This window comes from Pseudomonas sp. FW300-N2A2 (genome assembly GCF_017351735.1).
In the GTDB taxonomy this organism is placed as follows: domain Bacteria; phylum Pseudomonadota; class Gammaproteobacteria; order Pseudomonadales; family Pseudomonadaceae; genus Aquipseudomonas; species Aquipseudomonas migulae.
Window position 1 is genome coordinate 116,701 of the sequence record NZ_JACNDU010000001.1, and the last position, 21,132, is coordinate 137,832.

The 21,132-nt window shown below is 61.1% G+C and carries 18 protein-coding genes; 8 read left to right on the plus strand and 10 right to left on the minus strand.

The annotated features are described in order from the left end of the window. Window positions 1-12: 12 nt before the first annotated feature. Window positions 13-1,599: a glycogen synthase GlgA gene (gene glgA / locus J4E42_RS00410; RefSeq protein ID WP_207284283.1), complete on the minus strand. Its 1,587-nt coding sequence runs from the start codon at window positions 1,597-1,599 to the stop codon at window positions 13-15. Window positions 1,600-2,154: 555 nt separating this feature from the next. Between glgA and J4E42_RS00415 the strand changes: the two genes are divergently transcribed. Beyond that, the gene (locus J4E42_RS00415; protein WP_008026262.1) at window positions 2,155-2,967 is read left to right on the plus strand and encodes a crotonase/enoyl-CoA hydratase family protein; all 813 of its coding nucleotides are present in this window, start codon (window positions 2,155-2,157) and stop codon (window positions 2,965-2,967) included. 7 nt (window positions 2,968-2,974) lie between these two features. Further along, window positions 2,975-3,805 carry an NAD(+) diphosphatase gene (nudC, locus tag J4E42_RS00420; RefSeq protein ID WP_008026265.1) on the plus strand — a complete coding sequence of 277 codons (831 nt, stop codon included), beginning with the start codon at window positions 2,975-2,977 and terminating at the stop codon, window positions 3,803-3,805. On the opposite strand, the gene J4E42_RS00425 is transcribed toward nudC, so the two are convergent. Next, window positions 3,773-4,552 carry a TSUP family transporter gene (locus J4E42_RS00425; protein WP_008038340.1) on the minus strand — a complete coding sequence of 260 codons (780 nt, stop codon included), beginning with the start codon at window positions 4,550-4,552 and terminating at the stop codon, window positions 3,773-3,775. The genes nudC and J4E42_RS00425 overlap by 33 nt on opposite strands. A gap of 182 nt (window positions 4,553-4,734) precedes the next feature. After that, window positions 4,735-5,973 carry an acyl-CoA dehydrogenase family protein gene (locus J4E42_RS00430; protein WP_207284284.1) on the minus strand — a complete coding sequence of 413 codons (1,239 nt, stop codon included), beginning with the start codon at window positions 5,971-5,973 and terminating at the stop codon, window positions 4,735-4,737. Between the two features lie 338 nt (window positions 5,974-6,311). Here J4E42_RS00430 and sfnG point away from each other — a divergent pair, with 338 nt between their 5' ends. Beyond that, complete coding sequence (gene sfnG, locus J4E42_RS00435; protein ID WP_207284285.1) at window positions 6,312-7,403, plus strand: dimethylsulfone monooxygenase SfnG; 1,092 nt, start codon at window positions 6,312-6,314, stop codon at window positions 7,401-7,403. A 120-nt stretch (window positions 7,404-7,523) separates the two neighbouring features. Here the strand turns inward: sfnG and J4E42_RS00440 are convergent, their stop codons facing one another. Both J4E42_RS00440 and J4E42_RS00445 read right to left on the minus strand, forming a co-directional pair. Continuing rightward, on the minus strand, window positions 7,524-8,000 hold the full coding sequence (locus tag J4E42_RS00440; RefSeq protein ID WP_008038345.1) for a nuclear transport factor 2 family protein: 477 nt from the start codon (window positions 7,998-8,000) through the stop codon (window positions 7,524-7,526). A 56-nt stretch (window positions 8,001-8,056) separates the two neighbouring features. Beyond that, window positions 8,057-8,620: a TetR/AcrR family transcriptional regulator gene (locus J4E42_RS00445; RefSeq protein ID WP_192227246.1), complete on the minus strand. Its 564-nt coding sequence runs from the start codon at window positions 8,618-8,620 to the stop codon at window positions 8,057-8,059. Between the two features lie 205 nt (window positions 8,621-8,825). Here J4E42_RS00445 and pssA point away from each other — a divergent pair, with 205 nt between their 5' ends. Further along, the gene (pssA, locus tag J4E42_RS00450; RefSeq protein WP_008038356.1) at window positions 8,826-10,169 is read left to right on the plus strand and encodes a CDP-diacylglycerol--serine O-phosphatidyltransferase; all 1,344 of its coding nucleotides are present in this window, start codon (window positions 8,826-8,828) and stop codon (window positions 10,167-10,169) included. On the opposite strand, the gene J4E42_RS00455 is transcribed toward pssA, so the two are convergent. From J4E42_RS00455 to efeU, 5 genes are all read right to left on the minus strand, one after another. Then, window positions 10,164-11,342 carry an MFS transporter gene (locus tag J4E42_RS00455; protein WP_008026279.1) on the minus strand — a complete coding sequence of 393 codons (1,179 nt, stop codon included), beginning with the start codon at window positions 11,340-11,342 and terminating at the stop codon, window positions 10,164-10,166. The genes pssA and J4E42_RS00455 overlap by 6 nt on opposite strands. A gap of 168 nt (window positions 11,343-11,510) precedes the next feature. Then, entirely contained in the window at window positions 11,511-12,335 is an 825-nt protein-coding gene (efeO, locus tag J4E42_RS00460; protein WP_008038359.1) for an iron uptake system protein EfeO, read from the minus strand. A gap of 25 nt (window positions 12,336-12,360) precedes the next feature. Continuing rightward, window positions 12,361-13,659 carry an iron uptake transporter deferrochelatase/peroxidase subunit gene (efeB, locus tag J4E42_RS00465; protein WP_207284286.1) on the minus strand — a complete coding sequence of 433 codons (1,299 nt, stop codon included), beginning with the start codon at window positions 13,657-13,659 and terminating at the stop codon, window positions 12,361-12,363. Window positions 13,660-13,676: 17 nt separating this feature from the next. Then, on the minus strand, window positions 13,677-14,876 hold the full coding sequence (gene efeO, locus J4E42_RS00470) for an iron uptake system protein EfeO (protein ID WP_207284287.1): 1,200 nt from the start codon (window positions 14,874-14,876) through the stop codon (window positions 13,677-13,679). A gap of 110 nt (window positions 14,877-14,986) precedes the next feature. Further along, window positions 14,987-15,829, minus strand: coding sequence for an iron uptake transporter permease EfeU (efeU, locus tag J4E42_RS00475; RefSeq protein ID WP_207284288.1), 843 nt, complete (start codon window positions 15,827-15,829; stop codon window positions 14,987-14,989). A gap of 293 nt (window positions 15,830-16,122) precedes the next feature. Between efeU and J4E42_RS00480 the strand changes: the two genes are divergently transcribed. The 4 genes from J4E42_RS00480 to J4E42_RS00495 all read left to right on the plus strand — a co-directional run bounded on the left by J4E42_RS00480 (window position 16,123) and on the right by J4E42_RS00495 (window position 21,038). Beyond that, window positions 16,123-17,139, plus strand: coding sequence for an AraC family transcriptional regulator (locus J4E42_RS00480; RefSeq protein WP_207284289.1), 1,017 nt, complete (start codon window positions 16,123-16,125; stop codon window positions 17,137-17,139). Window positions 17,140-17,389: 250 nt separating this feature from the next. After that, on the plus strand, window positions 17,390-19,054 hold the full coding sequence (locus J4E42_RS00485) for an AMP-binding protein (RefSeq protein WP_008038364.1): 1,665 nt from the start codon (window positions 17,390-17,392) through the stop codon (window positions 19,052-19,054). Window positions 19,055-19,070: 16 nt separating this feature from the next. Further along, on the plus strand, window positions 19,071-19,832 hold the full coding sequence (locus J4E42_RS00490) for an SDR family NAD(P)-dependent oxidoreductase (RefSeq protein WP_008026522.1): 762 nt from the start codon (window positions 19,071-19,073) through the stop codon (window positions 19,830-19,832). A gap of 12 nt (window positions 19,833-19,844) precedes the next feature. Further along, the gene (locus J4E42_RS00495) at window positions 19,845-21,038 is read left to right on the plus strand and encodes an acetyl-CoA C-acyltransferase (RefSeq protein ID WP_008038365.1); all 1,194 of its coding nucleotides are present in this window, start codon (window positions 19,845-19,847) and stop codon (window positions 21,036-21,038) included. Window positions 21,039-21,132: the final 94 nt, after the last annotated feature.

Consider the following 21,132-nt stretch of genomic DNA (forward strand, 5'->3'; position numbering starts at 1 on the left):
GTTGAAAACCTCTTACTGTTTGTTCGATTTCCCCAGCGCTTTAGCCACCAGCTGTTCGTAGAGTTCGGCGTAGGGTTCGACGGCTTTGCACCAGTTGAACGGTGCGGCCATGGCCCGGCAACGCATGGCATTGAGCAAGCCAGGAAAGGCGAACACTTTGAAGGCGCGGCTCAGGGCTTCCTGATAGCTCTCGACCGTGGATTCGTCGAACAGGAAACCGGTCACGCCGTTTTCGATGGTGTCGGCCAGGCCGCCGGTGTTGCGTGCCACCGGCAACGAACCAAAACGCTGGGCGTACATCTGGCTCAAGCCGCACGGTTCATAACGCGAGGGCATCAGCAGGAAATCGCTGCCGGCGAACATGCGGCGGGCGTCGGTTTCGTTGAAGCCGATGCGCACCCCGATCTGCCCTGGAAAGCGCAGGGCCAGTTCACGCATGGCCTGTTCTTCTTCCGGCTCGCCGCGCCCGATGATCGCGATCTGGCCACCGGATTTGACGATGTACTCGGACACGGCCTCCGTCAGGTCCAGGCCTTTCTGATAGACCAGGCGCGAGACCACGGCGAACAGCGGACCTTCGGAATCGTCCAGCCCGAACAGTTCGCGCACGTGCGCCGCGTTGACCGCTTTGCCTTCCCAGTCACCGATGCTGAACGGACGGAACAGGTGGCTGTCAGTGGCGGCGTCCCAGCTCTCATCGATGCCATTGGGAATCCCGCTGAGCAGGCCTTGCTGGGTCTTGGCGGCGAGAAAACCGTCGAGGCCGCAGCCGAAGGCTGGCGTGGTGATTTCCTGGGCGTAGGTGGCGCTGACGGTGGTGATGTGGCTCGAATAAGCCATGCCGGCCTTGAGGAACGACATCTTGCCGTAAAACTCCATGCCTTCCTGTTGCAGGGCATGCGCGGGAATGCCCAGCTCGGGGCACGACCCCAGGCTGGTCACGCCTTGATAAGCGAGGTTGTGAATGGTGAACAGCGTCGGCGTGCGTTGACCGCGCCAGTGCATATAGGCGGGGGCCAGGCCGGCGGGCCAGTCATGGGCGTGCACCAGGTCCGGGCACCAGTGGATTTGCGCGAGGTTGGCGGCGATGTCGGCAGCCGCCAGGCCCAGGCGGGCGAAACGAATATGGTTGTCCGGCCAGTCGCGACCGTTATTGGCGCCGTAAGGTGAACCTTCGCGCTCGTAGAGTTCAGGGCAGATCAACACGTAAATGACCAGTCCGTCAGGCATGTCCATGCGCCCGATCTTGCAGGCAGGCAGCGCGGCATGACCACCGAGCTCACCAATAATGTGGATCGGGTTTTCGCTGTGCAGCACTTGCGGGTAACCGGGGATCAGCACACGCACATCGTGCAATTTCGCCATGGCCCGGGGCAGCGCCGCGGAAACGTCACCCAGACCGCCGGTCTTCACCAGGTCGGCGATTTCCGAGGTCACAAACAACACTTTCTTTCTGTTGGGATTCTGACTGACCACCGGCGTCAACGTCTTGGTACCCGTGACGTTGATCGATTGGGCACTTGGGGCGCTCACGGCGCTTGTTTCGCCGACCTGCTGATGAGCACGTTCTCCCTGGATATCTAATGCCGTACTGATCATATGAATCTCCCGTGTTGTTGATCTAGTTCTAGGTCTGGCAAACGGTATTTCGTGGCCAAATCCTGTGGCCGGGCGCAAACGCGCTACGCATCGGTGAGCAAACGCTGCCCATGCGTTAAAGCAGAATGGCTGGAGTGGCCGTTGCAAGGATTGCACCAGTCGCAACGCACCTACCTTTCAGAGGACCGGCCACAAATGGCAAAAGTTTCGATTTTTTTGACACTTTGTGACCGACCGGTTTTGCCCCGCGAAAAGGAGTCTAGGCCAGAACTTAGAGCGGTGAAGGCCAGTTGGCAAAATTGTTCGACAATCGGTTCAAAGCGGTACGGACGTACCGGATAGGCAGCCAAACGCCCCGACGAAGGGCATGTTTTTTCGCGATTCGGCCCCAAAAAGTAACCTGGCAGTCACACGAATGTGCGAGGGCGATTACGGCTGCGCACTGTTGTGGTGCGCTCGCAGGTCCCGCTTTTGGCCGAACCGCTGCCTTACTGCGGCGCGGGTTGCCTTGTTATAGTTCGGGCCTCATTTTTTGCCCGGTAAAGGATCACTGCCATGTCTCAGTACACTGCGTTCACCGTCGAACTGGCCGATAAAATTGCCCATGTGCAGATCAATCGTCCGGAAAAGATCAACTCGATGAACGCCGCGTTCTGGAGCGAGATCATTGAGATCTTCCAGTGGATTGATGACACCGACGAAGTCCGGGTGGTGGTGCTCAGCGGCGCCGGCAAACATTTTTCCTCCGGTATCGACCTGATGATGCTGGCCGGCGTGGCCAATGAGCTGGGCAAGGACGTCGGCCGCAATGCGCGCCTGCTGCGCCGCAAGATCCTCGCGCTGCAAGCGTCCTTCAATGCCGTCGACAACTGCCGCAAGCCGGTGCTGGCAGCGATTCAGGGTTATTGCCTGGGTGGTGCGATTGACCTGATTGCCGCCTGCGACATGCGTTATGCCGCCGAAGACGCGCAATTCTCGATCAAGGAAATCGACATCGGCATGGCCGCCGACGTTGGCACCTTGCAACGCTTGCCGCGGATCATCGGTGACGGCATGCTGCGTGAACTGGCTTACACTGGTCGCTCGTTTGGCGCCGAGGAAGCGCGCAGTATCGGCCTGGTCAATCGCGTCTACAGCGACGCCGCCAGCCTGCTCGACGGTGTCATGGGCATTGCCCGGGACATCGCCGGCAAGTCGCCGATTGCGATCACCGGCACCAAAGAGATGATCAGCTACATGCGCGACCATCGCATTGACGACGGCCTTGAATACGTCGCTACCTGGAACGCCGCCATGCTGCAATCCACTGACTTGCGCGTGGCCATGGCCGCCCATATGAGCAAACAGAAACCCGAATTTCTGGATTGATTGAAAAATGACTTCACGCTGGACCACTGCAGTACTGGACACCGATCAACCGGGCGGCTGGGCCGTTGCGCGCAGCCCCGAAGGCTTCCTGTTCGACGACAATGGCGCGCTGTTCCCGCGTGAATGGCTCAAGCGTCAGGACCTGCCGGTTCTGGCCGAACACGGCATCGGTCATCTGGATGGCGAACCGGTCTACCTGCTGGAGCTGCGCAGTCACAGCGAAGTACCGGGCTGCAACTGGAAAGGCTTGCGGGCGTTCATGCTCGATGGCGATCACGCGGTTTACAAAGTGCTGGGTTATGCCGCGCAGATCGGCACCTGGGCCCGTGAACACCGTTTTTGCGGTAACTGCGGGCAGGCGACCTTGCAGGTGCCGCGTGAGCGGGCGATGTATTGCGAGCCGTGCAATTTGCGCTATTACCCGCGGATTTCGCCGAGCATGATCGTGCTGATCACCCGTGGCGATGAAGTCCTGCTGGCGCGCTCGCCACGGTTTGTCACCGGGGTCTACAGCACGCTGGCGGGATTTGCCGAGCCGGGCGAGTCCGCTGAAGACTGCCTGATTCGCGAGGTGCGTGAAGAGGTGCAGATCGAGGTCAAGAACATCCAGTACATGGGCAGCCAGTGCTGGCCGTTCCCGCACTCGATGATGCTCGGCTTCCACGCCGAGTACGCCGGCGGCGAGATTGTCTGTCAGGAGGACGAGATCGAGGACGCCCAGTGGTTCAACGTGCACGAGCTGCCGCCGTTGCCGGCGTCACGCTCGATTGCCCGTTACCTGATCGACGTCTATGTGGCGCGGCGTTTAGGCCACGCTGAACCAGTGCTGCCAGGCTAGGCGCACAGTCAGGCCCAGCACTACGGTGATGAACACCGGGCGAATGAACTTGGCTCCGCCGCTGATGGCGGAGCGCGCACCAAAAAACGCACCGACCATCACCGACAGGCCCATGCTCAGGCCGATGATCCAGTCCACTTGCCCGGAAAAGATGAACACCGACAGCGCTGCAATGTTGCTGACGAAGTTCATGCTGCGCGCCACGCCGCTGGCCTTCACCAGGTCGATGGGGTACATCAGCAGGCTGCTCACGGTCCAGAACGCGCCGGTGCCGGGGCCGGCCACGCCGTCGTAGAAACCGAGGCTGAAGCCTTGGGTCGATTGCCACTTTTTCTTGATCGGTGCCTCGCTGTCCAGCGGCGCTTTCGGCGTGCCACCGAACAACAGGTAGAGGCCGCAGGCGAACACGATCACCGGCAGCATTTTGTTCAGCCATTCGGCGGGCAGGTAATGCGCGACTACGGCACCGGTCAACGCGCCGACCAAAGTGCCGACGATGGCGTGCACCCACTGCCGGGGATGGAACAGTTTGCGCCGATAGAAAGTGAAACTGGCGGTGGCCGAGCCGAAGGTCGAACTGAGTTTGTTGGTGCCCAGCACCAGGTGCGGCGGCAGGCCTGCGGTCAACAGCGCCGGCGTGGTCAACAGACCACCGCCGCCGGCAATGGCGTCGATGAAACCGGCAATGAAGGCGACGACGGCCAGGATGGCGAGGGTGGTGAGGTCAACGCTGAGTTCGAAAGGCATGGAAATGGGCTTATTCGGCGGGGTGCAGCAAAGGGCTGCGGGGAAGGGCCGGTATCTTACCTATATCCAACTTCTGCGGCGACTGGTCTGGCCTCTTCGCGGGCAAGCCTCGCTCCTACAGGGGAATGCGCTTAACCGTAGGAGCGAGGCTTGCCCGCGAAGACTGACTTACAGGCGCTACATCACTTGGCGGCCGGCCCATTCCCGATCTGCCACACAAACGGCGGTTCAGTCCCGTTAATCTCCCAATCCCCGACAATCCGCGCCTTGTAGATCACCGGATTGTGCGAAGACACGGTCCGCGCATTACGCCAATGCCGGTCCAGCGATTTCCCCTGACGCACATCCGAAGCCCCCAGCGCATTGAACAGCTCGGTGGTCGCCCGCTGAATCAGCTCCGACACCACCACCTGCGCTTTCGCCGACTCGAGTTCCGCCGCAACATTCGCCGCCCGCTCCAGCGCGTCATCCCCCGAAAAGCGCGCCAGATACGCCCGCTGCGCCGGTTGTGCGGCTTTCAACGCGCTCGCTTCGGCGGCGTATACCAGCGCAGCCACTTCACCGACGACTTGTTGAACTTGCGAGTCCTCGCTGACACGCTGGGCATTGCCATGGCTGTAAATACGTTTGCGCTCACGTACCTGATACGCCACGTCACGCAACGCGGCGCGACCGATCCCGCTCAGTGTGGCCAACAGCACGAGCTGATAGAACGCCGTCTGGTATTTGAAACGGGTGGCGAAGTCGATGACGTTTTCGGCGTCCACCTCGGCGTCGATAAACCGCGACGTGCCGCTGCCCGTGGTGCGCTGACCGAAACCGTCCCAGTCATCGCTTTGCACGATCCCCGGTTGCCGGGTGCGCACCGCTGCGATGACATCGCCACCGGTGTCACTGCGCTGGGCGTAGACGTCGATCCAGTCGGAAAACAGGCTGCCGGTGCTGTAGAACTTTTCACCGTTGAGTCGCCAGCCGTCGCCGTTGGGCGAGACTTTGGTGATCACATCGCCAATCGCCACATTGCCGATTTCAGTCCAGGCACAGCCGACAATGTCGCCGTCGACAAAGCGTTTAAACCACAGATCCCGTGCCGGCCCTGGCGTGGCGTTCAAGCGGTCCTCGGCAAACGCGAAATGCCCGCGCAGTGCCTGGGGCACGTTGGAGTCGGCTTCGGCCAGTTCGATCAGCAACTCAAACAGCTGCGGCAGGGAGGCGCCGCCACCCCCATATTCCACCGGCACCCGCACCGCGCCGAAACCGGCTTCCTTCAGCCACTGGATGGGCTCGTAAGGCAGACTGCGCGATTGTTCACGCTCAATGGCACCGGCGGCGATGCGCTGGAAAACAGGACGGAATCTTGCGGCCAGCGCTTCATAGTCAGTGCCAATGGACAGCGGATTGATTACCTGGTGTTCGGTCATGGGACAGCTCCTTGGATCGGCAGTGGATGCCAAGGGGGATTGCATGGTCCATGCCGGAGAGGGACAGCCAGGATTTACTGAAGCGTAGGGATTCAGATTCAGCTTGAACTGTTGCTGGGCCAACAGCGCCGCAGCAAATTGCCCTGACACACCCAGACCCATGTGGGAGCGAGCCTGCTCGCGATGGCGGTTGCACATACAACACTTTTGTTGGCTGACACACCACCATCGCCGGCAAGCCGGTCTCGCTCCCACAGGGGGCTTCGGTCGCTACAGGAAAGCACTGGCACGGTTGCTGCTCTCACCCCAGGACTTCCTAACGTCCCGAGGACACGTCAATGAGTCAGCAAGCCGTCAAATTTGCCTACTGGGTGCCGAACGTCAGCGGCGGGCTGGTGGTCAGCAAAATCGAACAACGCACCCACTGGGGCATCGACTACAACCGCAAACTGGCGCAACTGGCCGAAGCGGCGGGGTTCGAATACGCCCTGACGCAGATTCGCTTCACGGCCGGTTACGGTGCCGAGTACCAGCATGAATCGGTCGCTTTCAGCCACGCGCTGCTCGCCGCCACCACCACATTGAAAGTCATCGCGGCGATCCTGCCCGGTCCCTGGCAACCCGCGCTGGCGGCCAAGCAACTGGCGACCATCGATCAACTGACCAACGGCCGCATCGCAGTGAACATCGTCAGCGGTTGGTTCAAGGGTGAATTCCAGGCCATCGGCGAACACTGGCTGGAGCACGACGAGCGCTATCGCCGCTCCGAAGAATTCATTCGCTCGCTCAAAGGCATCTGGAGCCAGGACAACTTCACCTTTCGCGGTGACTTCTACCGTTTCGACAATTACAGCCTCAAACCGAAACCGCTGGGCCAGCCGGAAATCTTCCAGGGCGGTAGCTCCCGTGCAGCACGGGACATGGCGGCGCGAGTTTCGGACTGGTACTTCACCAACGGCAACACACCGGAAGGCATCAAGGCGCAAGTCGACGATATCCGCAGCAAGGCCGCCGCGAACAATCACTCGGTGAAGGTCGGGGTCAACGCGTTCGTCATCGCCCGCGACACCGAAGAAGAGGCTCGCGCAGTGCTGGCGCAGATCATCGATCAGGCTGATCCAGAAGCGGTGAATGCCTTTGGCGATGCGGCGAAACAGGCGGGCAGGGCATCACCGGAAGGCGAGGGCAATTGGGCCAAATCGACGTTCGAGGATCTGGTGCAGTACAACGACGGCTTCAAGACCAACCTGATCGGCACGCCCCGGCAAATTGCCGAGCGGATTGTGGCGTTGAAAGCGGTGGGCGTGGATTTGGTACTGGCGGGGTTTCTGCACTTTCAGGAAGAGGTGGAGTATTTCGGCAAGCGGGTGCTGCCGTTGGTGCGGGAGCTGGAGGCCGAGGCCAACGTGAAAAAAGCCGAAGTCGCCTGACCACCACAAAAACTTGTAGGAGCCGGCTTGCCGGCGATGGCGGTATCACAGACAACATCTTCGTTGAATGTGAGGACGCTATCGCCGGCAAGCCGGCTCCTACAGGGAGGCGATGTGTGTTTACAGACCTAGGTCGGACAAACTTGGATGATCATCCGGGCGACGCCCCAGCGGCCAATGGAACTTGCGGTCGCTTTCCTTGATCGGCATGTCGTTGATGCAGGCGAACCGGTTGGCCATCAGGCCGTTCTCGTCGAACTCCCAGTTTTCGTTGCCGTAGGAACGGAACCAGTTGCCCGAGTCGTCGTGCCATTCATAGGCGTAGCGCACGGCGATGCGGTTGCCGGTGAACGCCCAGAGTTCCTTGATCAGTCGATAGTCCAGTTCCTTGGCCCATTTGCGCGTCAGGAAACCTTTGGCTTCTTCACGGTTGTAGGCGAATTCGGCGCGGTTCCGCCATTTGGTGTCCAGTGTGTAGGCCAGAGACACACGCTCTGCATCACGGGAGTTCCAGCCATCTTCGGCCAGGCGAACTTTTTCGATGGCCGATTCACGGGTAAACGGCGGCAATGGCGGACGAACTTCGGCGTTAGACATTTAAAGTCTCCCAATAAGATTAAAGTTCAAGCAAGTTGTCGGGCTTGTTTAAAGTGTTACAGGTCCAATAACTTTCGCGCCATGCATTGCGCATTATCGGCGGCACTGTGATCACCCATGACAAGCGCCACGGTAATGGCGCCATCGATCAGGATCAGCAGCTGTTTGGCCAGCGTCTCCGGGTCGGTTGCGCCATGTTCGGTGCAGAGCTCGCGCACGTAGTCGAGCAGCTTCTGTTTGTGTTCTTTGGCGACCAGCCGGACCGGGTCTTGCGGGTCGCCGGTTTCACCGCTGGTGTTGATGAAAGCGCAGCCACGGAAGCCTTCGGAGGCAAACCAGGCCTTGAGCACGGTAAACAGGTTGAGCAGCCGGTCGGCCGGGGTTTCGGCCTGGTCGACGGCACTTCTGTACCAGAGCATCCAGCGCACGTCGCGGCGTTGCAGGGCGGCGACGGTCAACTCCTCCTTGTTGGCGAAGTAGCGGTAGATGCTTTTTCTGGAGACGCCGGCGGTTTTCACCAGAAGATCCATGCCCGTGGCAGCGATGCCACTTTTGTAGATCAACTTTTCGGTGACATCCAGAATGATGTCGCGTGTGTCATTGCTAGTGATTTCGTTCATGCGGCATACAGTAGAACGATCGTTCTCCTTGGTCAAATATTATTTTGTGGCGACCATGAAATCGCCTTCGCGGGCAAGCCTCGCTCCTACAGAGGTGTAGGAGCGAGGCTTGCCCGCGAAGGGGTCATTACAGACCGTAACAAGACCCAAACCCCTCCATGGTGTAAGCTCTCAACCTCTCCGGATTCGACCCATTGCGAGCCCTATGCCGTCGCTTTTCAAACGCTCTCTGCTGCCCAAACTGCGCAGTTTTCCGCTGACCGCCGATGCCGTCACCATCCTTTCTGGCGCTGCCGAATTCCGTCGTTGCCTGTTGGAAAAAATTGCCCAGGCGACCCGGCGCATCTATATCGTCGCGCTGTACCTGCAACAGGATGAAGCCGGCCAGGAAATTCTCGATGCCTTGCACGCCGCCAAACTGGCGCGTCCGGAACTGGACGTGGTGGTGGTCGTCGACTGGCTGCGCGCCCAGCGTGGCTTGATCGGTGCCGGCAAACAGCCGGGCAATTCGGCGTGGTATCAGGAAACCACCCGAACCCACGCCAGCGTGGTCCCGGTGTACGGTGTGCCGGTGCAGACCCGCGAGCTGTTCGGCGTGCTGCATTTGAAAGGCTTCGTGATCGATGACTGCGTGATCTACAGCGGTGCGAGCCTGAACAACGTTTATCTGCACAAATTCGACAAATACCGCTACGACCGTTATCACCTGCTGCACAACGGCGCCCTGGCCGATTCGATGCAGCACCTGGTTCAGCACGGCCTGGTCGCCTCGAAAGCGGTGCATCGCCTCGATTTGCCGAACCTGCCGACCACCCGCAGCCTGCGCCACGACATCGGCGACCTGCGCAGCCGCCTGAAACATGCGGCGTACGACACCACGACGGGCACCACGGTTAAAGACGGTTTGTCGGTCAGCCCATTGCTTGGGGTCGGCAAGAACAACCCGTTGAGCCGGGTAATCTGCGAGTTGATCGCCAGTGCCCAGCATCAACTGACGATCTGCACGCCGTACTTCAACCTGCCGTTGGCGGTCACCCGGGAGATCAACCGGGCATTGGCCCGGGGGGTGAAGATCGACATCGTGGTCGGCGACAAAACCGCCAACGACTTCTACATCCCGCCGAGCGAGCCGTTCAAGGTGATCTCGGCGTTGCCGTACCTCTACGAGATCAGCCTGCGACGTTTCGCCAAGCGTCATCATCGCAGCGTCGACAGCGGTCAGTTGAACCTGCACCTGTGGAAGGACGGCGATAACACCTATCACCTGAAAGGCATGTGGGTCGATCAGCGTTATACCTTGCTGACCGGCAACAACCTCAATCCGCGCGCATTCCGTCTCGACCTGGAAAACGCGCTGCTGATTGATGACCCCAAAGGTGAATTGCTGGAGCCGCGTCGCAGTGAGCTGGCGGAGATTTTCCAGCACACCACGCGCATCGAGCGTTATCAGGACCTGCAAACCCTGCCGGATTACCCGGCGGGCGTGGCCAAGTTCCTCAAGCGTGTCAGTCGCGTGCGCATTGAACGCTTGCTCTATCGCATCCTATAAAGCCTGACGCTGCCGGGGCCCTGGCCACAGGGCCACCAGCAGCAACAGCGCAGCCGCCACCAGATACGGCAAACGCGGTTCGATGCCGTAGATCAGCGTGGCGGTCAACGGCCCGATCACCACGCCGAACCCCTGGGCTGCGCCGATGGAGCCTGCGGTCGCGCCTTGCTCCGAGGCCTCGACCGCATTGGCGGCAAGCGCGGCGAAGGACGGGAAAATCAGGCCCATGCCGCTCGCCGAGACAAAGAACCCCAGCCATAACCCCCACGCCGAATCGACCATGATGCTGCCGGAAAACCCCAGCGCAGCGACCATCGCGCCGACCCGGATCAGCCGTAGCGGCGGCCATTCCAGTCGACGCACAACCAGCTGCGAACAGATCAACGCGAAGCCGACCATGGTCAGGGCGATACCGGCCGTTTGCGCGGCGTCGGCCGGGCTCATGCCCAGTCGATCGATGGCGAAGAAGCCGACGGTGATCTGCGCGACAGAAACGCACAGCATCGCCACGAACGCGACCGCCATGGGCCGGCGCAACCGTGGATCGTTGAGGTGCACCTTGCGCGGCGCCTGACGCAAGTGCAGTTCCTGGGCCTTGAGTTTGTAACGCAGCACGAGGAACGCCATCAGCGGTAGAAACGCCATGGCGTAGAAGGGCAGGCTCAGGCTGTATCGGGACAGCAACGCCGCTATCGCCGGGCCGACCACCAGCCCGCAGGCGTTGGCAGCGCCCAATGCGGCCATGGCTTTGGCGCGGTGTTGCGGCTCGACGTTGTCGGCAATCAGTGCATTACAGCCAACCGGAATCGCCGCATAGAACACGCCGATCAGCCCGCGTCCGAGCATCAGCCCGATAAACGCCAGCGCCGCTGAAGGCAGGAATCGCAAAGACGTGTCGATGAACAGGCACAAGGCCCAATAGGCGAGGGTGAATCCCGCAGTGCCGAGCAACAGAATACGCCGTCGTCCAAAGCGGTCGCTGGCCTGACCCCATGGACGCGCCAGCACCATCCAGATCACCCCGGACACCGTCACCGCCGCCCCGGCCTGCCAGGTGGCCAGGCCCAACACCCGGGCGATGGGCCCGATCAAAGAAACGAACGCCATCATTGCCATGGTGCAGGCCATGTTGGCGACCATGAGCGGGCGCAGGTCGAAGGTTGAAGCGGACATGGGTGAGTCTTCCGTGAGCTTTTATTATTGGCGGGGGATGGTAGCAGGAGGGGGATATGTTGAGTTTGAAAAAGCCATCGCGAGCAGGCTCGCTCCCACAGTTGGAATGCATTCCAATGTGGGAGCGAGCCTGCTCGCGATAGGGCCCGCCTAGACGCTACTAGACACTCAGTTCAAACCCAGTTTCCCACGCAACGTCGACAAATCCTCAGCCAACGTATTCACCGGCCCAACCAGCGCCTTACGGTCGCTGTCCTTCACCTTGTCATACGTCTCAAAACCGCCATCCCTGGTTTTGTACTTCGCCAGCGTCTTGTTCACCGTGGCAAAGTTTTTGTCGACCTTGGCAATGAACGCCGCGTCCTGCTTCTCGATCTGTGGACGGAACAGGTCGACGATTTTCTTCGCGCCGTCGATGTTGCCCTGGAAGTCATACAGGTCGGTGTGGCTGTAACGATCCTCTTCGCCGGAGATCTTGGTGGCGGCGACTTCTTCCAGCAGCGCCGCCGCGCCGCCCACCACTTTTTCAGGCGGGAAGGTCAGGCCGGCCACGCGGGTTTGCAGGTCCTTGACGTCTTTGTTCAAGCCATCCGCCAGTTCGCCCAGGCCCTTGGTGCTCTTCTCGGAAAACAGCGAGTATTCGATGCGGTGGAAACCGGTGAAGTCTTCGGCTTTCACGCCTTTTTCGTGGTCGTCGACACGGGAGTCGATGGAGGCGTCGAGGTCACTGAACAGCTCGGCAATCGGCTCGATCGATTCGTAGTAAACCCGGGTCGGCGCGTAGAGTTTTTGCGCGGTGGCGAGGTCACCTTTCTTCACCGCATCGGTGAATTTTTGAGTGTGGCTGGCCAGTTCGTCCAGTTGCTCGGTGACGTAGATCTTGTAATCCGAAATCGGCCCCACCAGTTCCAGCGGCGCCGTCGCCGCGAAAGCCGAAAACGGGGTGTTGAGCAAACCAAGGGTCAGCAATAACGCGAGTGGCGACTTTTTCATGGGACGGTTCCGTGTTGGGGGTTGGTTAGGCGGTGGCTTTTGTTTGTGTGGCGTTGAGCAGCGAGCGACCGATGAAATCCTGGTCGCCCGTCACACCCGGCAGGGTGAAGAAGTACCCGCCGCCGACCGGCTTGAGGTACTCCTCGAGCGGCTCGCCGTTGAGCCGGGTTTGCACGGTGATGAAGCCTTTTTCCAGGTCGGCCTGGTAGCAGATGAACAGCAAGCCCATGTCCAGCTGACCGTTCTTGTTCACGCCGTTGGAGTAGTTGAACGGCCGGCGCAGGATCAGGTTGGCCTGACTCGCGGCGGTGCGCGGGTTGGCCAAACGGATGTGGGCGTCGAGCTTGGTCAGCTTGCCTTCCGGGTCCTTGGCGTAATCCGGCACCTCGGTTTCATGCGCACCGCCCATGGGCGCGCCGGTGCTTTTGACCCGGCCGAGAATGCTTTCCTGTTCCTGCAACGGCGTGCGGTCCCAACGCTCGACGAAGTTGCGGATGATCCGCACCGCTTGATAGCTGCCGTTGACGGCCCACGCCGGTTCGTCGCTGCCGGGCTGGACCCAGACGATGCGATCCATGGCCTTGGCGTCGTTGGAATCGGGGTTGGCCGAGCCGTCGCGAAAACCCAGAAAGTTACGCGCACTCTGCGCCGGCACACCGGGTTTCACTGGTGCTTGGGGCGGCACGCTGCCTTCCTGTTTCCAGCGCACCAGCAGCAAGTCCGGCAGGTTTTTCACGATGTCGCGCAGGGCGTGGATGTTGGTGTCGGTGGTGTTGGCGCAGAACTGCAAACTCAGGTCGCCGTGGCAGCAATCGGCTTCCAGCGCATCGTTGGGGAAACCGACCATGCGGCTCAGCCGTTTCGGTTTGGCGTGGGCCAGGCCGAAGCGTTCGTCGAACAACGATTCACCCACCGAGACGGTGATGGTCAGGTTGTCCGGCGTGACCACCGGGCCAAGAATCCCTGAATCCACTGGCGGCAGTTTCGGATCGACCTGCGCCACCGGGCCACCCTTCATCAGGAACGCGATGCGCTCATTGAGCGTGCGGAACAGCCGTTCGAGGTCTTCGCGGTCACTGGCCAACACATCAAACGACACCAACATGCCCGACGCCGGGCGCGGCGTGACGATGCCGCTTTGGTGCTGGCCGTGGAAGTCGTGGTGGTCTTCGGTCCTGTCGCTGCTCGGTGCTTCGGTGACTTGCGCGGGGCTGGCGGCCATGGCCGGGCAGCTCAATGCAGAACCGGCCAACGCCACACCGGCGGCCCCCATGCCCATCAATACCCGGCGACGCTGGAGGTTGAATTGCTCTGAATCGTTCATCTGAATGTCGTCTTCTGCTACAGGCCGGAAAGGCCAAGGGCGGGATCGATTCCATCGAGTGCATCGGCCAGTGCCTTGGCCTTGTCGGCGATCTGTTTGCGTTGCGCGGCGCCGACCGTGTCATAGCTCGCATAGCCGTCCTTGACCTTGAAACCGTTGAGTTCGGCATCAAGGCTGGCGACAGCGCTGTCGAGGGTTGGCAGCAGTTCGGCGGCGGACTTGGTCAGCAACGGGCGCAACAGGTCGACGACTTTGCGGGCAGCTTCGAGGTTGCCGGCGAAGCCGTTCAAGTCGGTGTGGCTGTAGCGTTCTTCCTCACCGCTGCTGGCGCGCACATCGCCGAGGTTATTGAGGTTGCGCACCACGATGCTGACCAGTTGTTCCGGGGGCTGCGATTGCGCGAGCAGTTGTTGCTTGAGCGTGGTGACGTCGGTCAGCAGCTGTTGGGCTACCGGTGTCAGGCCGTCGAGGTTGCGTTGCTGGAACAACGCATATTCCAGGCGATGGAAACCCACGAAGCCGGGATCCTGCTCACGCTTTTCGAAGTAATCGGCACGGGCGTTGATGGTGTTGTCCAGTTCCGCCAGGCGTTGCGTGGCCGGGGCGATGCGTTGGTAGGCACTGCGCGCCGGGACGTACAAGGCTTGCGCCTGGCTCAGGTCACCGGCTTCGATGGCTTGTTCGAGCGCGGTGACGGCTTTGATCAGCGCGGTACTTTGGCTGCTCAGGTAAACGCGGAACTCCGACAACGGCCCGACGAAAGCCACCATCGACGGCTTGGCTTTGGCCGCGGCATCGGACGCCGCGGTGGGTGTCACGTGCAACGTGCCACGCGGGTTGCTCAGCAGGCCGCAGGTGATCGCGTAATCGCCGGGCAACAGGTTGGCGTTGATTACCTGACTCAGGCCGGGCGCGATGTTTTCCCGTTCTTCGACCACCAGCACGCCGTCAAGGATTTCCCATTCAACGGCGCGATCCGAGCGGTTGACGATGCGGAAACTGGCGCGACCGGCCGGCACCGTCAACGCGTTCGGTTCGCAGCTGTGGGGGTGAATGGTCACCAGCACTTCGTCATGGTTGGCCTGGCGTTTGGCCGCGGCCATTTTCGAGGCGTAGTAGAACAGGCCGCCGGCGGCGATCATCACGATCACCGAACCGGCCACCGCCCAGCGCAAGGCGCGGGGAGGGGAGGCCTGGGGAGGGGCTTGATTTGACATGGATGCCCTTACTGACTGGAAAAAATGCATTGGCGCACGCCCCTGTAGGAGCGAGCCTGCTCGCGAAAAAGCCACAGGCGCCGCTGGGCATCTGGTTTCACGCGTTATCGTTAACGACCATCGCGAGCGGGCTCGCTCCTACGGAGGGCAGGTGGCGCCGGGAGAAAAAACATCACCAGCGCCACCAGCAGGTAAATCAGATAAGCGCCGAGGGTGCTGACGGTGGGCGCATCCTGATAACCGAACATCCCGGCCAGCACCGAGCCCAACGGGCCGTCCATTGGCAGCGTGGCGCTGAAGTCGAACAGCACGGTTTGCAGGTGATTCCAGACCCCGGCTTCATGCAGCGCCTGTACCGAGTTGGCGAGAATGCCGGCGGCCACCACGAGGATGAACAGCCCTGTCCAGCGAAAGAACGCGCCGAGGTTCAGGCGCATGCTGCCGGTGTAAATGAGGAAGCCAACGATGATCGCCAGAATCAGGCCGAGCAGGGCGCCAATCGGGGCCGCCGGGCCTTCGCTTTGCTGGAACACCGCGAGCAGGAAAAACACCGTTTCCAGGCCTTCCCGGGCGACGGCGAAAAACACCATGGCAATCAGCGCCGTGACCTGATGTTTAGAGCCGGTCAGCGCCTGATCGAGGGAGACATGCAGCGAATGCTTGATCGAACGCGCCACCTTGCGCATCCAGAACACCATGGAACTGAGGATGCCGACCGCCACCAGGCCGACCACACCTTCAAACAGTTCCTGTTGTTTCTGCGGGAACTCAGCGCTGACCAGTTCCAGACCACCGCCCACCAGCAGGGCCAGCGCGGCGGCGAGAAACACACCGATCCACACGGCCGGCATCCACTGGCCGCGACCGGTTTGCTTGAGGTAGCTGGCGATGATGCCGACGATCAATGCGGCCTCGATGCCTTCGCGCAGCATGATCAGAAAAGGAACAAGCATTCAGCACCGTCGTGGAATTAGATAGGGTGCTAATTTGTAACATAATGACACTCATTCCCAAATGCCAATAGTTGGCATTTACCTGAACCTAACCTGAACAACCCTTAACATCACCCAAGTACCCCCTGTAGGAGCGAGCGGTGCGGCGATCCGACTTGCCCGCGAAGAGGCCATGTCAGTCACTGTGGATGTTGAATGACACACTGCTTTCGCGAGCAAGCTTCGCTCCTACGGAACTGTGTCGCTGTGCGCTACTATGCCCTCCACTCAAACAACAGGGCACACCCCGCGCAATGTCGGAAAAAGACACCATTTCCATTCAACTGGTGCGTGAAGCACTGTTGCAAAGTTGCGCCCCTGGCGCGGCCACCGATGAGGTGTTGAACAAGGTCGGCATCGATCCGGCGCTGCTGGAGTCCGCCGTTGCCCGCGTCCCGGCCACGGCCTATGCGCGTTTGTGGCGGTTGCTGGCCCGACGTGGCGACGATGAGTTTTTTGGCATGGACCCGCGCAAGCTCAAATCCGGCAGCCTGGAGTTTCTGTGCCGCTGCTCGATGGTCCAGACGAGCCTTGCTGCCGGCCTGACTTCGGGGCTGGGGTTTCTGTCGTTGATGCTCGAACACCTGCCCGCGCAGCTGGTTCGTCAGCAAAGTCTCGCGGAAATCGTCCTGCTGGAAGACGACCAGGACCCTCGCCGCGCGTTCACCTATTTCACCTACTGGATGATCGTTCACGGTGTTGCGTGTTGGCTGGCCGGGCGGCGGATTCCGATTCTGGCCATCGAGTTGCGCTGCCCGGAACCGGATTTCTGTGATGACTATCAGGTGATGTTTTCCGAGAACCTGCGTTTCGACCGGCCGCGCACTCGAATGATTTTTTCGGCCGATTGCCTGGACCTGCCGATCAAGCGCAGCGCGGAAGAACTCAAGCGCTTCCTGGCCCATGCGCCGGCCAATATTCTGGTCAAGTACCGCGACCCGGAGAGTCTGGCGAGTCGGATCAAGCACGATTTGCGGCAATTGCCCGCCGAGCAGTGGCCGGAAACCGAACCTCTGGCACAGCAACTGTGCATGTCGGCCTCGACCTTGCGACGGCGGCTGGCGGAGGAGGGGCAGACCTATCAAGGCCTCAAGGACAGCGTGCGCAAGGAACTGGCCATTGTCTGGCTGGCGGAGCCGAGTATCAGCTTCGCCGAAATCGCCACGCGGCTGGGGTTTGCCGATGCGAGCTCGTTCTACAAGGCGTTTCGCAAATGGTCGGGGTCGAATCCGGGGCATTATCGGAGTTTGATTCTGACCGAAGCGAGCTGATCCGGGTTTTGTGGTGATTGGGCGGGCCTCTTCGCGGGCAAGCCTCGCTCCTACAGAGAAATGCGATCCCCTGTAGGAGCGAGGCTTGCCCGCGAAGGCGTCAAACCCGGCGCCACATCTGTTGGATCTTGGCCAAACCAGTCAGACAACTTGATAGCTTTGACCATTGCCCCACCCCCCGCGCAGAGCGAGTATTTCGCTGTTGGTTACGCTTCCCCCAACCTAATAAAAATACCGAGGGATTCTGGCAATGCGCGATTACTTGTCTGCCACGTCACAGTTCAATTATCAGCACACCGTCGACGCCGCACTTGCGGGTAACCTGACGGCCCTCAATGCCTGTGTCGAGTGTTGCGACCGGCATGCGTTACCAGGTCGCATCGCGCTGTTCTGGGAAGGCCGGGACGGCACCAGTGCGACGTACACCTTCAGCGACTTGCAGGACAAGGCTGCACGTTTCGCCAATTTCCTGCTGGCGCAGGGCGTAAAAAAAGGCGACAAGGTCGCCGGCCTGCTGCCGCGCAATATCGAATTGTTGATCACCGTGTTCGCCACCTGGCGCATCGGCGCGGTGTATCAGCCGCTGTTCACCGCGTTCGGCCCCAAGGCCATCGAACATCGCTTGAGCAGCTCCGGTGCCAAAGTGGTGGTGACCGACGCGGTCAATCGCTCGAAACTCGCTGAAGTCGCCGACTGCCCGACCATCGTCACCGTCGGTGGTGCAAAAGGCCAGGGCATCGTCCGTGGCGATTTCAGTTTCTGGGCCGAACTGGCCAACTATTCCGCTGACTGCGAACCAGTGCTGCTGACCGGCGAAGACCCGTTCCTGCTGATGTTCACCTCTGGCACGACCGGCCCGTCGAAAGCGCTGTCGGTGCCGCTCAAGGCAATCGTCGCGTTCGAGAGTTACACCCGCGACGCCGTGGACCTGCGCCCTGAAGACGCTTTCTGGAACGTCGCTGATCCGGGTTGGGCCTACGGCATCTATTTCGGCGTCACCGGGCCGATGGCGATGGGGCATCCGATCACCTTTTACGATGGCCCGTTCACCCTCGAAAGCACCTGCCGGGTGATCAACAAATACGGGATCACTAACCTCACCGGTTCACCGACCGCCTATCGCCTGCTGATCGCCGGTGGCGATGAGTTCGCTAAGTCGATCAAAGGCAAACTGCGCATCGTCAGCAGCGCCGGCGAGCCGTTGAACCCGGAAGTGATCCGCTGGTTCGCCGACAACCTCGGCGTGGTCATTCACGACCATTACGGCCAGACCGAATTGGGCATGGTCCTGTGCAACCACCACGGCCTCGATCATCCGATCCACATGGGCGCCGCCGGTTTTGCTTCGCCGGGCCACCGTATCGTGGTGCTGGACGAGGAGTACAAGGAACTGGGTGTCGGCCAACCCGGCATCCTCGCCATCGACCGCACTCAGTCGCCAATGTGCTGGTTCAACGGCTACGAAGGCGCACCGACCAAAGCCTTCGTCGGCAACTATTACCTGAGCGGCGACACCGTCGAGTGGAACCCGGACGGCAGCATCAGTTTCGTCGGCCGCAGTGACGACGTGATCACCACTTCCGGCTATCGCGTCGGCCCGTTCGATGTGGAAAGCGCATTGATCGAACACCCGGCCGTCGTCGAAGCCGCGGTGGTGGGCAAGCCCGATCCGGAACGCACCGAACTGGTCAAAGCTTTCGTCGTGCTCAGCGCGCAATACCGCGCCGCGCCGGAGTTGGCCGAAGAACTGCGCCAACATGTACGCAAACGTCTGGCCGCGCACTCTTACCCGCGTGAAATCGAATTTGTCAGCGAGTTGCCGAAAACCCCAAGCGGCAAATTGCAGCGCTTTATCTTGCGCAACCAGGAAATCGCCAAGGCTCAAGAGGCCGCAGCGAAGAACGTTTCAGCTTGAATCCAAGGAAACAATGATGCAGATCGAAAACAAGGTTTTTCTCGTCACCGGCGGTGCCTCCGGGCTCGGCGCGGCCACGGCTGAAATGCTGGTCGCGGCCGGCGCCAAAGTGATGCTGGTGGACATGAACGCCGAAGCGGTCGCGGCCCAGGCTGAACGTCTCGGCGCGCAAAGCGTGGTCGCGGACATCAGCAATGAAGCGGCGGCGGAAGCGGCAGTGCAGGCCACGGTCAAAGCCTTCGGTGGCCTGAACGGTCTGGTCAACTGCGCCGGCATCGTGCGTGGCGAGAAGATCCTCGGCAAAAACGGTCCGCATGCACTGGCCAGTTTCAGCCAGGTGATCAACGTCAACCTGATCGGCAGCTTCAACATGCTGCGTCTGGCGTCGGCGGCCATCGCCGAAACCGAACCGGATGCCGATGGCGAGCGCGGTGTGATCATCAACACGGCGTCGGCGGCGGCCTACGATGGCCAGATTGGCCAGGCGGCCTATGCGGCATCGAAAGGCGCGATTGTCAGCCTGACCTTGCCGGCGGCTCGTGAACTGGCGCGCTTCGGTATCCGTGTGATGACCATCGCTCCGGGGATTTTCGAGACGCCGATGATGGCCGGCATGACCCCGGAAGTCCGCGATTCCCTTGCCGCTGGCGTGCCGTTTCCACCACGTTTGGGCAAACCGGCCGAGTACGCGCAGCTGGTCAGGCATATCATTGATAACAGCATGCTCAATGGCGAGGTGATCCGTCTCGACGGTGCCTTGCGCATGGCCGCCAAGTAAGGAGGATTTGTCATGACCCTTTCCCACGATCCAATCGTTATCGTCAGCGCCGTCCGTACCCCGATGGGCGGTTTCCAGGGCGAACTGAAAAGCCTGACTGCACCGCAATTGGGTGCCGCCGCGATTCGCGCCGCTGTTGAACGCGCCGGTGTTGCGCCGGACGCGGTTGAAGAAGTGCTGTTTGGCTGCGTGCTGCCCGCCGGCCTCGGCCAGGCCCCGGCGCGCCAGGCTGCACTGGGCGCCGGGCTGGATAAATCGACCCGCTGCACCACCCTGAACAAGATGTGCGGTTCCGGTATGGAAGCGGCCATCCTGGCCCATGACATGCTGCTCGCCGGCAGCGCCGATGTGGTGGTGGCGGGCGGCATGGAAAGCATGTCCAACGCGCCATACCTGCTGGACCGCGCCCGCAGCGGTTATCGCATGGGCCATGGCCGTGTGCTCGATTCCATGTTCCTCGACGGTCTGGAAGACGCCTACGACAAGGGCCGCCTGATGGGCACTTTCGCGGAAGATTGCGCTGAAACCAACGGCTTCAGCCGCGAAGCCCAGGATGCGTTTGCCATCGCTTCGACCACCCGCGCGCAGCAGGCGATCAAGGACGGCAGCTTCAAGGACGAGATCGTGCCGCTGACCGTGACCGTCGGCAAAGAGCAAGTCGTCATCAGTAACGACGAGCAGCCACCAAAAGCCAAACTGGACAAGATTGCCTCGCTGAAACCGGCCTTCCGCGAAGGCGGCACGGTGACGGCGGCCAACTCCAGTTCGATTTCCGACGGTGCGGCGGCGCTGGTGCTGATGCGCCGTTCCGAAGCGGACAAGCGCGGCCTCAAACCGCTGGCGGTGATCCATGGCCACGCGGCATTCGCCGACACGCCGGGCCTGTTCCCGGTGGCACCGATTGGCGCAATCAAGCGGCTGATGAAGAAAACCGGCTGGTCGCTGAATGACGTGGACTTGGTGGAAGTCAACGAAGCCTTTGCCGTGGTCGGCATGGCAGCGATGACCCATCTGGAAATCCCCCACGAGAAACTCAACGTGCACGGCGGCGCTTGCGCCTTGGGCCACCCGATCGGTGCGTCCGGCGCGCGGATCCTCGTGACCTTGCTCTCGGCCCTGCGCCAGAAAGGCCTGAAACGCGGCGTTGCGGCGATCTGCATCGGCGGCGGCGAAGCCACGGCGATGGCCGTGGAATGCCTGTACTAGGCCAACCTCACCCCTGTGGGAGCCAGCCTGCTGGCGATGCGGTATGTCATAAAAGCAGACAGTGACTGACACGACGCCATCGCCAGCAGGCTGG